The organism is Streptomyces marincola, assembly GCF_020410765.1.
Lineage (GTDB): Bacteria > Actinomycetota > Actinomycetes > Streptomycetales > Streptomycetaceae > Streptomyces > Streptomyces marincola.
In genome coordinates, this window is sequence record NZ_CP084541.1 from 3,376,985 (window position 1) to 3,390,088 (window position 13,104).

The 13,104-nt window shown below is 75.5% G+C and carries 15 protein-coding genes; 8 read left to right on the plus strand and 7 right to left on the minus strand.

Going from position 1 to position 13,104, the window contains the following annotated elements:
• Positions 1 to 32: 32 nt before the first annotated feature.
• Positions 33 to 1,322 carry a YibE/F family protein gene (locus LC193_RS14520; protein ID WP_226074585.1) on the plus strand — a complete coding sequence of 430 codons (1,290 nt, stop codon included), beginning with the start codon at positions 33 to 35 and terminating at the stop codon, positions 1,320 to 1,322.
• On the opposite strand, the gene LC193_RS14525 is transcribed toward LC193_RS14520, so the two are convergent.
• On the minus strand, positions 1,288 to 1,500 hold the full coding sequence (locus tag LC193_RS14525; protein ID WP_086159659.1) for a DUF5326 family protein: 213 nt from the start codon (positions 1,498 to 1,500) through the stop codon (positions 1,288 to 1,290). The two genes, LC193_RS14520 and LC193_RS14525, sit on opposite strands and share 35 nt — an antisense overlap.
• A 176-nt stretch (positions 1,501 to 1,676) precedes the next feature.
• Positions 1,677 to 1,994 (minus strand): cupin domain-containing protein, encoded by a 318-nt coding sequence (locus LC193_RS14530; RefSeq protein WP_086159658.1) that lies wholly within the window; start codon positions 1,992 to 1,994, stop codon positions 1,677 to 1,679.
• Between the two features lie 48 nt (positions 1,995 to 2,042).
• Here LC193_RS14530 and LC193_RS14535 point away from each other — a divergent pair, with 48 nt between their 5' ends.
• From LC193_RS14535 to LC193_RS14555, 5 genes are all read left to right on the plus strand, one after another.
• On the plus strand, positions 2,043 to 2,414 hold the full coding sequence (locus LC193_RS14535; protein ID WP_226074587.1) for a phage holin family protein: 372 nt from the start codon (positions 2,043 to 2,045) through the stop codon (positions 2,412 to 2,414).
• The gene (locus tag LC193_RS14540; RefSeq protein WP_226074588.1) at positions 2,407 to 2,937 is read left to right on the plus strand and encodes a low molecular weight protein-tyrosine-phosphatase; all 531 of its coding nucleotides are present in this window, start codon (positions 2,407 to 2,409) and stop codon (positions 2,935 to 2,937) included. The genes LC193_RS14535 and LC193_RS14540 overlap by 8 nt, the downstream gene beginning before the upstream one ends.
• Positions 2,934 to 3,842 carry a fructosamine kinase family protein gene (locus tag LC193_RS14545; RefSeq protein WP_318842158.1) on the plus strand — a complete coding sequence of 303 codons (909 nt, stop codon included), beginning with the start codon at positions 2,934 to 2,936 and terminating at the stop codon, positions 3,840 to 3,842. The genes LC193_RS14540 and LC193_RS14545 overlap by 4 nt, the downstream gene beginning before the upstream one ends.
• 267 nt (positions 3,843 to 4,109) lie before the next feature.
• The gene (locus tag LC193_RS14550; protein WP_226074589.1) at positions 4,110 to 5,255 is read left to right on the plus strand and encodes a cystathionine gamma-lyase; all 1,146 of its coding nucleotides are present in this window, start codon (positions 4,110 to 4,112) and stop codon (positions 5,253 to 5,255) included.
• 37 nt (positions 5,256 to 5,292) lie between these two features.
• Positions 5,293 to 5,793, plus strand: coding sequence for an NUDIX domain-containing protein (locus LC193_RS14555; RefSeq protein ID WP_226074590.1), 501 nt, complete (start codon positions 5,293 to 5,295; stop codon positions 5,791 to 5,793).
• A gap of 40 nt (positions 5,794 to 5,833) precedes the next feature.
• Here the strand turns inward: LC193_RS14555 and LC193_RS14560 are convergent, their stop codons facing one another.
• The 3 genes from LC193_RS14560 to LC193_RS14570 form a co-directional block, all read right to left on the minus strand.
• Positions 5,834 to 7,330 (minus strand): pyridoxamine 5'-phosphate oxidase family protein, encoded by a 1,497-nt coding sequence (locus LC193_RS14560; RefSeq protein WP_226074591.1) that lies wholly within the window; start codon positions 7,328 to 7,330, stop codon positions 5,834 to 5,836.
• A gap of 75 nt (positions 7,331 to 7,405) precedes the next feature.
• Positions 7,406 to 8,611 carry a globin domain-containing protein gene (locus LC193_RS14565; protein ID WP_226074592.1) on the minus strand — a complete coding sequence of 402 codons (1,206 nt, stop codon included), beginning with the start codon at positions 8,609 to 8,611 and terminating at the stop codon, positions 7,406 to 7,408.
• A gap of 238 nt (positions 8,612 to 8,849) precedes the next feature.
• A complete protein-coding gene (locus tag LC193_RS14570; protein WP_226074593.1) occupies positions 8,850 to 10,220 on the minus strand; it encodes a serine hydrolase domain-containing protein in 1,371 nt (456 codons plus the stop codon).
• A 143-nt stretch (positions 10,221 to 10,363) separates the two neighbouring features.
• Here LC193_RS14570 and LC193_RS14575 point away from each other — a divergent pair, with 143 nt between their 5' ends.
• Positions 10,364 to 10,771 (plus strand): VOC family protein, encoded by a 408-nt coding sequence (locus LC193_RS14575; protein WP_226074594.1) that lies wholly within the window; start codon positions 10,364 to 10,366, stop codon positions 10,769 to 10,771.
• On the opposite strand, the gene LC193_RS14580 is transcribed toward LC193_RS14575, so the two are convergent.
• Entirely contained in the window at positions 10,756 to 11,505 is a 750-nt protein-coding gene (locus LC193_RS14580; protein ID WP_226078623.1) for a helix-turn-helix transcriptional regulator, read from the minus strand. The two genes, LC193_RS14575 and LC193_RS14580, sit on opposite strands and share 16 nt — an antisense overlap.
• Before the next feature lie 95 nt (positions 11,506 to 11,600).
• On the opposite strand from LC193_RS14580, the gene LC193_RS14585 reads away from it, so the two are divergent.
• The gene (locus LC193_RS14585) at positions 11,601 to 12,023 is read left to right on the plus strand and encodes a VOC family protein (protein WP_226074595.1); all 423 of its coding nucleotides are present in this window, start codon (positions 11,601 to 11,603) and stop codon (positions 12,021 to 12,023) included.
• A gap of 53 nt (positions 12,024 to 12,076) precedes the next feature.
• Here the strand turns inward: LC193_RS14585 and LC193_RS14590 are convergent, their stop codons facing one another.
• Positions 12,077 to 13,054, minus strand: a complete 978-nt coding sequence (locus LC193_RS14590; protein ID WP_226074596.1) for a DsbA family protein — start codon at positions 13,052 to 13,054, stop codon at positions 12,077 to 12,079.
• Positions 13,055 to 13,104: the final 50 nt, after the last annotated feature.

Consider the following 13,104-nt stretch of genomic DNA (forward strand, 5'->3'; position numbering starts at 1 on the left):
GTGGGCCGGGCGTTTTACGCGATGATCGGCACGTGACCGGACGCGACGAACCCACGCTCGACCCGCACGCCCGCCCGCCCCTTCCGCACGGCCACGCCCACCACGGTGGGCCGGTGGCGCCCGTCTCGGGCCACTTGCGGCGGGTGATAGCGGCCGTGCTGATCCCGTTCGCCTCCGCCATGGTGGCCGGCCTCGTGCTGCTGTGGCCGGGCGGAGCCCCTGAGCAGCAGGAACGCACGGGGGTCGGGTTCGACCAGCAGCATGAGCAGGCGCGGGTGACGGCCGTCGACGAAGTCGCCTGCGAGGACGTCGGCGTTCAGGTGCCGCGCGGAGTGGGCGGCGTGTGCGAGCAGGCGACGGTCGAGGTCACCTCGGGCCCGCACGCCGGGCGCACGTTCCAGGAGATGGTGCCCCCCGACGCGACCCAGCGCTACGACGCCGGCCAGGAAGTCGTCGTGGCCTACGCGCCCGACGCGCCCGAGGAGTTGCAATACCACGTCACGGATGTGAAGCGCGACACCCCGATACTGCTGCTCGCCGTGGTGTTCGCGCTCGCCGTGGTCGCGGTCGGCCGGCTGCGCGGACTGCTCGCGCTCGTGGGGCTCGTGGTCAGCTTCACGGTGCTGACGCTGTTCATCCTGCCCGCCATCCTGCACGGCTCGAACCCGCTGGTCGTGGCCGTGGTCGGGGGCAGCGTGATCATGCTGGTGACGCTGTACCTGTGCCACGGGGTGAACGCCCGGACCTCGGTCGCCGTGGTCGGCACACTGGTGTCGCTGCTGCTGATCGGGGTGCTCGGCTCGCTGTTCATCGGCTGGGCCTCCCTGACCGGCAACACCGACGACCAGACCGGCCTGGTGCACAGCCTCTATCCGGCGATCGAGGTGCGCGGCCTGCTGCTGGCCGGCATCCTCATCGGTTCGCTCGGCGTGCTCGACGACGTGACGGTGACGCAGACATCAGCCGTGTGGGAGCTGAAACAGGCCGATCCCGGGGCGAGTTGGCTCAAACTGTACCGGGCGGGCATGCGGATCGGCCGGGACCACATCGCCTCGGTCGTCAACACGCTCGTGCTCGCCTACGCGGGCGCCGCGCTGCCGTTGCTGCTGCTCTTCACCATCGCGAACAGCAGCGTCGGCACCGTGGCGTTCAGCGAACTGGTCTCGGAGGAGATCGTGCGGACGCTGGTCGGCTCGATCGGCCTGGTCGCCTCCGTGCCGGTGACGACGCTGCTCGCGGCGCTCGTGGTGAACGCCGACCGGCCGCCGCGCGGCGGGACGGCCGCGCCTACCACCCGCCACCGGAGGAGGAGGAAGAAGTGAACTTGCGCACCACGAAGATCAGGACGGCGACCAGGGCGGCGAACAGCAAGATCCGGAACAGCAGCCCGAGCACCCACGTGATCAGCCCGATCAGCAGCGTGCCGAAGACCAGGAGCGCGAGCGCGGGGATGGCGACCCACCGCACCCACCCCGGCAGTGTCATGAACGTTTCCTTCATTGCCACGGCTCCTGTTCCGCGCGTGTCCTCGCCCCCCGGTGTCGGTCTCGATGCTATGCGTGCCGGGGCGGCGCCGGGAGGCCCCCCGGCCCCCGTCCTCCCCTGACCGTTCCCTGACGCCGACCCTGAGACGCCGGCTCCGCCGCCCCGGCGGGGCCGGGCGCCCCTGCCCCGCCTCAGCCCTCGGGCGGCGAGAACACCACGAGGACCCGCAGGTCCTCGCTGATGTGGTGGAACCTGGCCCGCACCCCGGCCGGCACGTAGACGACGCTGCCGCGCGCCACCGTGGTCGTCTCCTCGCCGACGGTCATCGCCGCCCGGCCGCTCACCACGAAGTTGACCACGTCCTGCGCCTGCGGGCGCTGGGCGTCGGACGCGCCCGCGTCGAGCGCGTAGAGCCCCACCGACATGTTGCGTTCGCGAAGGAAACGCAGGTACGCGCCGTCGTTCGCGATCCGCTCCGCCTCCAGCTGATCCAGCCGGAACTCCTTCATGTCCTCATTCCCCTTGCGCCCCCGGTGCCATCTGAAACGATCTCCTGTATGACAAGCATTCTCGTGCGGTTCCTCGCCAACGCGCTGGCCCTGGCCGCCGCCGTCTGGCTGGTGGACGACATCACCTTGGGGAAGGACGATCCCAGCACCGGCGGACAGGTGGTGACGCTGCTCGTCGTCGCGCTGATCTTCGGCCTGGTGAACATGATCGTCAAGCCCGTCGTCAAGTTCTTGTCCCTGCCCGTGCTGATCCTCACCCTCGGGCTGTTCACCCTGGTCATCAACGCCCTGATGCTGATGCTCACCGGCTGGCTCGCCGGCGACGCGTTCGAGGTCGACGGGTTCGGGTCCGCGTTCCTCGGCGGACTGATCATCTCCGTCGTGTCCTGGGCGGTCAACATGGTGTTCGATCGTGACTGACCCGACGGTCTCCGGCCCCGCGGCCGGTCCCGGCGAGCCCTACCGGGTCTGCTTCGTGTGCAGCGGGAACATCTGCCGTTCGCCCATGGCCGAGGCCGTGCTGCGCGCCCGCCTGGCCGAGGCCGGCCTCGGCGCGCACGTGGTCGTCGACAGCGCGGGCACCGGCGGCTGGCACGCCGGCGACCCCGCCGACCCGCGCGCCACCGCGGCGCTCGCCGCGGCGGGGTACGACGCGCGGCCGGCGGACCACACCGCCAGGCAGTTCGAGGCCGAGTGGTTCCCCAGGTACGACCTCGTCGTGGCGCTCGACCGGGGGCACGCCCGCGCGCTGCGCCGCCTGGCGCCGAGTCCTGAACAGGCCGCGAAGGTACGGCTGCTGCGGGCCGGCGACCTCGACGTGCCCGACCCCTACTACGGCGAGGACGAGGGCTTCGCCGACTGCCTCGCCCTCATCGAGGAGGCCGTGCCCGACCTGCTCGACACCATTCGCCGACGCCGGCCAGGGGCCGGGGAGGCACCGTGACCGGCCCGGGCGCCGACCCGGGCGCCGACCCGCGCGCGGCGGCGCTCGGCCGGCGCGTGGCCGGGCTGAGCGGCGCGGCGCCCGTCGCCGCGCGCCCGGTCCCCGGCGGCGACATCTGCGCCGCCTACCGGGTCGAACTCGACGACGGACGCACCGTGTTCGCCAAAACGGTGCCGCAGCCGCCGCCGGACTTCTTCGCCGCGGAGGCCGCCGGCCTCGACCTGCTGCGCAGCACGGGCACCGTCGCGGTGCCCGGCGTGCTGGCCGCGTTCCCCGACCTGCTCGTCCTCGAATGGGTCGACACGGCGGCCCCCACGCCCGCCCAGGCGGAACGCCTCGGGTCCGAGCTGGCCGCCCTGCACGCCACGCCCGCACCCCACTACGGCACCGCGGGACCGCTCTACCTCGGGCCCGTGCCGCTGACCACCCCGGCACCGCCCGTCACCGACCCGGCCGGCTGGCCCGCCTACCACGCGGAGCACCGGCTGCTGCCGCTGCTGCGGCTCGCCGTCGACAGCGGCGGCATCGCGGCGGAGGACGCGCGCGACGTCGAGCGGCTGTGCGACGGCATCGACCGGGTCGCGGGGCCACCGCAGCCGCCCGCCGTCATCCACGGCGACCTGTGGGCCGGCAACATCCTGTGGACGCCCGACGGCCGCCCGCACCTGATCGACCCGGCCGCCCAGGGCGGCCACCCCGAGGCCGACCTGGCCTTCCTCGAACTGTCCGGCTGCCCGCACTTCGACCGCCTGATCCGCGCCTACGAGGACGTGCGCCCGCTGCCGGGCCGGCGTGCCCGCGCGCCCCTGCACCAGTTGCACCACGTGCTGATCCACGCCGCCCTGTTCGGCGGCGCCTACGGTCCGGAGAGCGGCGCCACCGCACGCGCGGCGCTCGCCGCCTGAACGCGCGCCCGCGCGCGGCGGCACGCCCGCGGACCACCGGCCGCGCGCCGCAGCCGCCCGGGCGCACGCCCCCGCGCCTCGCCGGGACACGCGCGGAGAACACGCGGGCGTGGCCGGAACCGCCGGGCGCGCACGCCCCGTTTCCCCTCCTACCCGCCCATACCCGTACACTCGTGCGGCCAGGGAGCGCGCGTCCACGACGACCGCGCCGCAGCGCAGCCGCCGGAGCCCGAGGAAGACGGCGGCACGACCGCACGGAGGACCGGGATGACCGGGGACGGAACACGCGCCGTACGCGCCGGGCTGCCCGAGCCCGCCGCCTATCAGCCACCGCTGCCCGGCCCTGTGCTCGCCGCCCACTTCCACCTGCCCGGCGATCCGGCCGACGCGCCCTACGGGTACGGCCGTGAGAACAACCCGACGTGGTCCGCGCTCGAATCCGCCGTCGCCGGGCTCGAATCCCCCGACCACGACGCCGAGGCCGTCGTCTTCCCGTCCGGCATGGCCGCGACCGCGGCGGTGCTCTTCGGCCTGCTGCGCCCCGGCGACACGGCGGTGCTGCCGTCGGACGGCTACCAGTTGCTGCCGCGCCTGCGCGCGCGGCTTGAGGAGTTCCGCGTCACCGTCCGCACCGCGCCGACCGCCGGGGACGCGCAGCTCGCGCTGCTCGACGACGACGTGCGGCTGCTGTGGATCGAGACGCCGTCCAACCCCGGCCTCGACACGGCGGACATCCGCCGCCTCGCGGACGCGGCCCACGCGCGCGGCGCGCTGGTCGCGGTCGACAACACCCTGGCCACGCCGCTCGGCCAGCGCCCGCTCGGCCTGGGCGCCGACCTGTCCGTGGCCAGCGGCACCAAGGCGCTGAACGGCCACGGCGACGTCCTGCTCGGCTACGCCGTGGCCCGCGACCCGGCGCTCGCGGAGGCGTTGCGCTCCTGGCGCACCACCACGGGCGCCATCCTCGGCCCCATGGAGGCGTGGCTGGCGCACCGCGGCATCGCCACGCTGCACCTGCGCGTCGAACGCCAGCAGATCAACGCGCTCGCCGTCGCCACCCTGCTGCGCGAGCGTTCCGAGGTGGACGACCCGCGCTACCCGGGCCTGCCCGAGGACCCGGCGCACGCCGTGGCGGCGCGGCAGATGCGGCGGTTCGGCAGCGTCGTGTCGTTCACGCTGCCCGACCGCGCGCACGCCGAACGCTTCCTCGCCGCGCTGCGCCTGGTGGACGACGCGACGAGCTTCGGCGGGGTGCGGTCGACCGCGGAGCGCAGGGGCCGGTGGGGCGGCGACGCCGTGCCCGAGGGGTTCGTGCGGCTCTCGGTCGGCGTCGAGGACACCGCGGACCTCGTGGCCGACGTCCGGCAGGCCCTCGACACCGCGGCCCGCGGGGGCGGCGCGGCCCGCGGCTGAAGGTTTCGGCGCGGCCCGGGCGGGCCACATGATGGCCATGCCCCCCGCGGAACCCGTGGTCAAACGCACCGCCCGCGCCATCCTGCTGGACGGCCCGCACCTCGTCGTCATCAAACGCACCAGACCGGGGCGCGCGCCCTACTGGATCACGCCGGGGGGCGGGGTCGAGCCGTCCGACCGCTCCGTGCTCGACGCCCTGCGCCGGGAGCTGCGCGAGGAGCTCGGGGCGGAGATCACGAACGTGGTGCCCGCGTTCGTCGACACCGTGGCGCACACCCCTGAGCCGGGGGAGGGCACCCCGCCGGGGCTGAAGGTGCAGCACTTCTTCGCGTGCCGCCTCGCCGCCCTCGACCCCGCGCTGCGGCACGGCCCTGAGGTCGACGCGCCGCGCGGCACGTACGAGACCGTGCGGCTGCCGTTCACGCCCGAGGGGCTCACGTCGGTGAACCTGGTCCCGGCCTCGCTCCGCGCCTACCTGACGCGCAACGTCGCGGGGGTCCTGGCGCTCCTGGCGCCCGATTTCGCGGGCCGGTCCTGAACCCGGCGGCACGGGTGGCGGGACCCTCGTCCCCGAGCGCTCAGCCGAACCAGCCGCCCCCGCTGCCGCTGCCCCGGCTCCTGGCGCGTTCGAGCGCGCGCCGCGCCTCCTCCTGCCACGCCTGCACGTCCGGCGGCGGCTGCGGGACGGTCGACGGCTCGTGCACGGCGGGCGGCTCGTGCACGGCGGGCGGCTCGTGCACGGCGGGCGGCTCGTGCACGGCGGGCGGCGGTGCCTGCGCCGCGGGCGGCACGGCGGGGGCGGGCGGGGGAGCGGGAGGCGGCGCGTAGACGGGAGAGGGCGCCGGCGTGGGAGAGGGCGCCGGCGTGGGAGAGGGCGCCGGCGTGGGTGGGGGCGGCGGCGTGGGTGGGGGCGGCGGAGGCGGCGCGGGTCGGGACGTCTGCGCGGGCCGGTGGAACGCGGAGAACGGCTCGGGAGAGGAGCGTTCGAGCGACCGGGCGGGGATGCGGCGCGGGAGGCGTGGCGGGAGCGGCGCGTCCGGCCCCTCGGGGGCGCGTTCCCGCGGACGTTCCCGCGAACGTTCCTGGGGGGTCGCGGGGGAGCCGCCGTCAGGCCCCGCCGGGCCGGCGGGCCCGAGCGCGGGCGCCACGGGCGCGGCGGGCAGCGAGGGGGCGGCGGGCTGCGGCCAGGAGGACGCGGACACCGGTTCCGGCGCGGCGGGCAGCGGGGGCGGCGCGACCGGGGAAGGCGCGGGCAGGGCGGCGGGCGGCGGCGCGACGGGCACGTGCCCCGCGGGCTCGGGCGCGGGCGCGGGGGGCAGGGAAGCGACCGGCGCGGGCGCCGGGGGCGCGGTCGGCACGTCGGGCTCCGGGCGCCGGGGCGGTCCGGCCGGCCGCCGGTCGGACGACACGCCCTCGGGCGCGCCCTCCCGGCGCGCCTGCGCGTCGCGCGCCGCACCGAAGAAGTCGCCGCCCTTGCGCTTGTAGTCGTCGGTGCCCCACTCCCGCGCCGTGCGGCGCGTGGCCTTCACCAACTGCGGTATGTGCTTGGCGCAGTGGATGTACGCCTCTTCGACCTCGATGCGCACCCACAGCTCCGCGCGCCGCCCCGGGATCGTGTCCGTCGGCAGTTCCGGGTGCTCCGCGCGCAGTTCGGCGTCCGTGACGACCTGCGCCCGCCCGTTGATGTGCAGGCCGATCCTGGCCCGGTCGAAGTCCATCAGCAGCAGCCCGGCGTGCGGGTTCTCGGTGATGTTCCCCAGGGAGGCGTGCACGCCGTTCCCCCGGTACTCAGGGAACGCGAGCGCGCCCGGGTCGAGCACGTGCAGGAAGCCGGGCGGCCCGGCGCGGAACGTGTTGTCGCACTCGCCGCGCGCGTCCGATGTGGCCAGGAAGAACATCTCCTGCCGGGCGACGAACTCCCGCATCCGCTCGTTCAGGTGATCGAGCACCTGCTCGTCGTAGAAGCGCTCGGCGCGTCGCTCGGTCCCCAGGCGGCGCTGGAGGGCGCGTTCCCCCTCGCTGCCACGCCGTCGTCCCGGGAGCGCCGGGGGCTGCCCGCCTCCCTCGTTGCCCATGCCTGCTATCCCTGACATCTGGTTACATCACTTCTCAGCACGTCCAGGAACGTTTCAGCACGCCCCGGATCTCGGTCACCTGCCACCGGAGGATACGAGGGTCCCCAGGAAGTCGTGCCATATACGGTCCTGAGGGACACCCGAGGACACCAGCGCGTCCACGCTTTTCCTGATCATCTGCGGCGGCCCCGACAGGTAGCCGTCGAACTCGCGCCACGGCCCGAACTGCCGCACCGCCTCCGGGAGCTGGCCGGCGAACCCGCGCGTCGCCAGGTGGGCGACGACCGGGCGAACGGACAGCCACGGCAGGCGCCGTTCCAGATCGAGGAAGGAGTCGAGGTCGTACAGGTCCGCGTCGCGGTTCGCGCCGAAGAACACCTCGACCGGCCGCCGCCTCCCGTGCTCGGCGACGTCCTCGACCAGCGCCTTGATCGGCGCTATGCCCGTGCTGCCGCCCACGCACAGCAGCCCGCGGCTCGACGCGTGGTCGACGGCCATCGACCCGCTGGGCGGCCCGAGCCGCAGCACGTCCCCGCGCCTGGCCCGGTGCACGAGCGCGCGCGAGACCCAGCCCGCGGGCACGGCCTTGACGTGGAAGGACAGCAGCCCGTCGGAACGCGGCCTCGACGCGAACGAGTAGGACCGCCACACCCGCGGCCACCAGGGCGTCTCGACGCTCGCGTACTGCCCGGCGCGGTACGGGTAGGGCTGGTCGGGCCGCACGGTCACCACCGCGACCTCGCTCGTGCGCCGTTCGTGGGACACGATCTCCGCCTGCCACCACGGCGGCGCGTGCAGCTCGTCCGCCGCGGCGGCGTCGATCATCGTCTGGCTGAAGACCGTGTACGCGCGCACCCACGCCGCCTCGCTCTCCGCGTCCCACGTCCGGGGCGCGTAGCGTTCCAGCGCGTACATCAACGCCTCGCCCACGGCCGGGTAGTGCTCGGACCTGGTGCCGTACTTGCGGTGCCCGCGGCCCAGTTGCTCCAGGTACTCGGTGAGCATGACCGTGTCGTCGATGTGCTCGGCCGCGGTCAGCAGCGCGCCGAACAGCCGGTCGCGCTGCGTGTCCATCGCGGCCGGGAACAGGTCGCGCAGCCCCGGGTTGTGCAGGAAGAGAAGCGCGTAGAAGTAGGAGGTCGCCTCGTCCGCGACCGGCTCGATCTCGGCCAGTGTGCGCCTGATCGCGACGGCGTCGGGCGAGGGCGCCCGCCGCCCTCGCCCGGGCACGTGGTCGCTCCCGGTGGTGATGGCGCCGTCGTCGGCCGATAGTGCGGTCATGACCCTGCCTCGCCTCGATCAACTCCCGGTGGCACAGCGTGTCAGCGCGGTCACCGGGAGCGGGTGGTTAACCGGAAACCCGGCCATCGAGCCCCCCGCATCCCATAAACTGAACGGCTTCAAGCCGCCAGGACGCGGAACCGACCCTACCGTTATACGGCTGAGACACAAGTCCTCTCCCGATACGCGTGATTCTTCTGTTTCGCCCCCCGGCGCGGTCCCGGTGCGCCCTCTCCCGTCACCTCCAGCCCTCGGGGTCGCTGCCGCCCGGCACGTCCGCGCCCGGCTCGTAGGGCTCGCGCGTGAACACGAACGACCCCACGTCGATGTGGTCGACGGAGCCGTCCGCGCGGCGCGCCACCCGCAGCGTCTCCCCCGCGTAGTAGCCGTCGGTCCCCGTCCACGTCCCGTCCGCGGCCGGCAGGAACCGCGACCTGCGCCCCCCGTCCGCCAACGGCCCGAGCGACAGGACGCGCCCGTCGTGCAACCGGAGCGCGCACGGCGCGGAGCCCCAGTGCCACACGCCGGTGAGCGCGACCAGCTCGGGGTCCGCTTCGCGCGCCGGGCGCCACGGCTCGGGCGGCAGCGGCTCGTTCGTGGCGACCAGGTCGATCAGCCCGGCGGTCAGCGCGGCCGTCGCGACGCCGGACGTCGCGTTCGCCAGCGCCACCGCGCCCACCCGGTCCGCCGGGCTCACCCACACGCTGGCCACGAAGCCGGGCAGGGAGCCGCCGTGCCCCACGAGCAGTCGGCCCTGCCGCCGCGCCACTTGAACGCCGAGGCCGTAGCCGGTGTCCCAGTCCGCCGGCTCGGGCGCCGCCGCGGGCGTCCGCAGCTCCGCGAGCGCGGCCGGGCCGAGCACCCGGTCGTCGCCGTCCAGGAGGAAGGCGGCGAACGCGGCCAGGTCGCCCGTCGTCGACCACAACTGGCCCGCGGCGGCGAGCCGGCCGAGGTCGACCGCCGGCTCCGGCTGGCGCACGTCGGCGAAGGGGTGGACCGCCCAGCCCCTGGCGTGGGGCGCCGAGGGCAGCGGGCCGGTGCGCGTCATGCCGAGCGGCGCCAGCACCTCGGCGCGCAGCACCTCCGCCCAGGACGCGCCGCGCAGCGTCTCGATCAGCGCGCCGAGCAGCGCGTAGCCGGGGTTCGAGTAGTGGAACCGCCGTCCCGCCGGGTGCCGTTGGGGCCGCTCGCCGAAGATGTCGGCGAGTTCGGGGCGCAACGCGCCGTCCGTGCGCTCCCACCACGGGCCGCGCGCCTCGGCCGCGAGCCCCGCCGTGTGCCCGAGCAGCTGGGCCACGGTGGCCGTGCCGCCGTGCGGCGTGGCGACGTGCCGGCCCACCGGGTCCCCGAGATCGAGCAGCCCCTCGTCGCGCAGCCGCAGCACCTGCACCGCCGTCAGGGACTTCGTGATGGACCCGACGCGGTACTGGACGTCGGCCGGGTCGGCCCCCGGCGGCAGCTCGCCGCGCCCTCCTGACCACACCACCCGGCCCTCCCGCACGACCGCGGCGACCACGGAGGGCGCCCGGCCCTCCGCCTGGGTCACGGCGAGGCGGTGGTCGAGGGCGCGGCGGGTGGCGGGCAGCAGGTCCATGTGCGTGTGTGTCATGGCGTCACACTTACCGTGCGGAACGGTCCGGTGCCAGGGGCTTCCGCAGGCGCGCACCGGGCACCGACGGCGGGCACCGGACGGCGGGCGGCACGTCCGGTTCGTTCAAGACCGGCCGGTCCGCCGCTGCCTAGGCTGCCGCCATGACACCTCGACTCGACCTCATCGGCATCGTCAGCGACGACATCCCCGCCTCCCTCGCCTTCTACCGGCGCCTCGGCCTCGACATCCCCGAGGGCGCGGAGAGCGAACCGCACGTGGAGACGACGCTGCCGAGCGGCCTCCGCCTCGCCTGGGACGACGCGAAGGTCTTCGGCGACGGCGCCTCGGGCGGCGACCGGCCGACCGCGCGGCGCATCGTCCTCTCGTTCCTCTGCGACAGCCCGGCCGACGTCGACGCGCAGTACGCCGACCTGGTGCGGGCCGGGTACACGGGGGAGAAGGAGCCGTGGGACGCGTTCTGGGGGCAGCGGTACGCCGTCGTGCTCGACCCGGACGGCAACGGCATCGACCTGTTCGCCTGGCTCGAAACGGGTCAGGCGGGCTCCTGAGCCGCCGCGAGCTCGCGCGGCGCCGGGTCACCGACCCGCCCGGCCAGCAGCGCCGATATCGGCACCCCGGCCAGCTCCCGCACCTCGCGCGCCAGGTGCGCCTGGTCCGCGTACCCGGCGAGCGCGGCCGTCGCCACGAGCGGCGTGCCCTCCCTGGCCAGGGCGAGCGCCCGCTGCATCCGCAGCACCCGCGCGAGCGTCTTCGGCCCGTAGCCGAACGCCGCGCGGCTGCGCCGCCGCAGCTGCCGCTCGCTCAGGCCGAGCCGCCACGCGGTCTCGGCCACCCCCCGGCCGGCGCCGGTCGCCTCCACCACCGCGCGCCGCCACGCGCCCTCCCCCGCGGGCGGCCCGGCGCGCAGCAGCCGCTCCTCGGCCAGCGCCTCAAGCGCCTCGCCGGGTCGCGGCGCCGCCGCGAGCCGTTCGGCGAGCTCGCGCGCCCGCGCGTCGCCCCACAGCGCGCCGAGCGGCACGCGCCGGTCCGTCAGCTGGTCGGCCGGCACCCCGAGCACGAGCGGACCCGCCCCGGGCGCGAGACGCAGACCGGTGCACCGCTGCCCGTCCGTGACCGTCCACACGTGCGCCCGCGTGTCGGGACCCGCCACGGACAACTCCCCGTCCCGCCACAGCAGGTCCATGCAGCCGTCGGGCAGGACCCGGCCCGACGAGGTCGCGTCCGCCCTGCTGTGCCACACCACCGCGCCGTCCCCCAGGCGCGAGGCCCGTTCCCTGTACACACCGTCGAGCATGCCGCACGCCACTGACAAACGCGGCGCGACCGCGCGGCGGGGCCGGTGCCCGCCGGCCGGGGGCGGCGTGGCAGCGTCGACCCATGCGCCACCTGGCCCTGATCACCCTGGTCGTTCCCGACTACGACGAAGCCATCGCCCACTACACGGGCGCGCTGGGCTTCACCCTCCGCGAGGACACCCCGCTCGGGCCGCCCGAGCCGCCCGGCAAGCGCTGGGTCGTCGTCGCCCCGGACCCGGACGCGGCCACCGGCTTCCTGCTGGCCCGGGCCGCGACGCCGCGCCAGCGCGAGCGCGTGGGCGACCCGACCGGCGGGCGCGTCGCGTTCTTCCTGCACACGGACGACTTCGCGGCCGACGTCGACCGCCTCACCGCCGCGGGCGTCACCTTCGTGCGCCCGCCGAGGACGGAACCGTACGGCACGGTCGCGGTCTTCACCGACCGCTACGGGAACCTCTTCGACCTCATCCAGCCCGCCCGGCCCGCCGGCGGCGCCACCGGCTGAGTACCCCGGCTCCCCCGCGTCCCCCGCCCGCTCCCGGCCGGGCGACCGCCCGGTCAGGCGAACGCGGGCGACATCGCCGCGGCCGTCCTCAGGTGCGGCGCGGCCAGGTCCTCCCTGCCCAGCCGCTGGAGGGCACGGCCGAGCATCAGCCGCGCGTACGCGTCGTCGGGCGCCTCGTCGACGAGCCGCTCCAGAACGGCGCGCGCCCGGTTCAGCTGGGCGGAGTGGTAGTAGGCGCGGGCCGCGGCCCTGCGCACGTTGAGGTCTGCCGCGTGCTGGTCGAGCAGGGGCCGCAGCAGGGTCAGCGCGCCGAGCGGATCGCGCTGGTCGAGCAGCGATTCGGCCCAGCGCAGCCGCCGCACCTCGTCGGGCAGCGGGCGGGCCGGTTCGCCCGCCGCGACGAAGTCCGCGATCACCTCGGGCGGCTGGGCGCCGGCCAGCGCGCGGTCGCCGGCCACGATCGTCGGCGAGGTCGCGATGCCCCTGGCCCGCCCGATCAGGAGGAGTTCGCGCACCTCGTGGTCGCCCGCGCCGGTTTCGAGCAGCGCGGCGCCCTCGGGGAAGCCGGAACGGGCGGCCACGGCGCCGAGGCGGCGCCGGTCGCCGATGTCGTCCCCGTCGACGAAGTGCGCCCTCATCACCTGCTCGGCCACCTCGTTCTGGAGCGCGGGGCCGCCGTGTCCGAGGGCCAGGTGCAGCAGCCGGTGGGCGTCGTGGCTTCCGGCCCGCCAGGCCGCACCGAACCGCGGCCCAAGACCCTCGTCCGCCGCGGCGCGGGAGACGCGCGCCCGGTTCTCGTCCGGGGACAGCCCGGGCGCGCACTGCCGCAGCGCGGCGTCCGCCGCGGGGTCGCGCCGGGCCTCCTCGAAGGGGACCGCCGCGTCAGGAGCGGTCGGGTCGATCCGGTAGGGGCGCCAGACCACCTCGGCCCCGGCCCCCGCGGCCCGCGGCGCCGCCAGCGCCTTCTCCAGCCGCCGCTTGCCGATGTACGCCCAGGGGCAGACCACGTCCGCCCAGATCTCGATACGCATGGCGGAGACACTATCCAACAGTTGTCGGCCAGTAAACCGACATTCGTTGG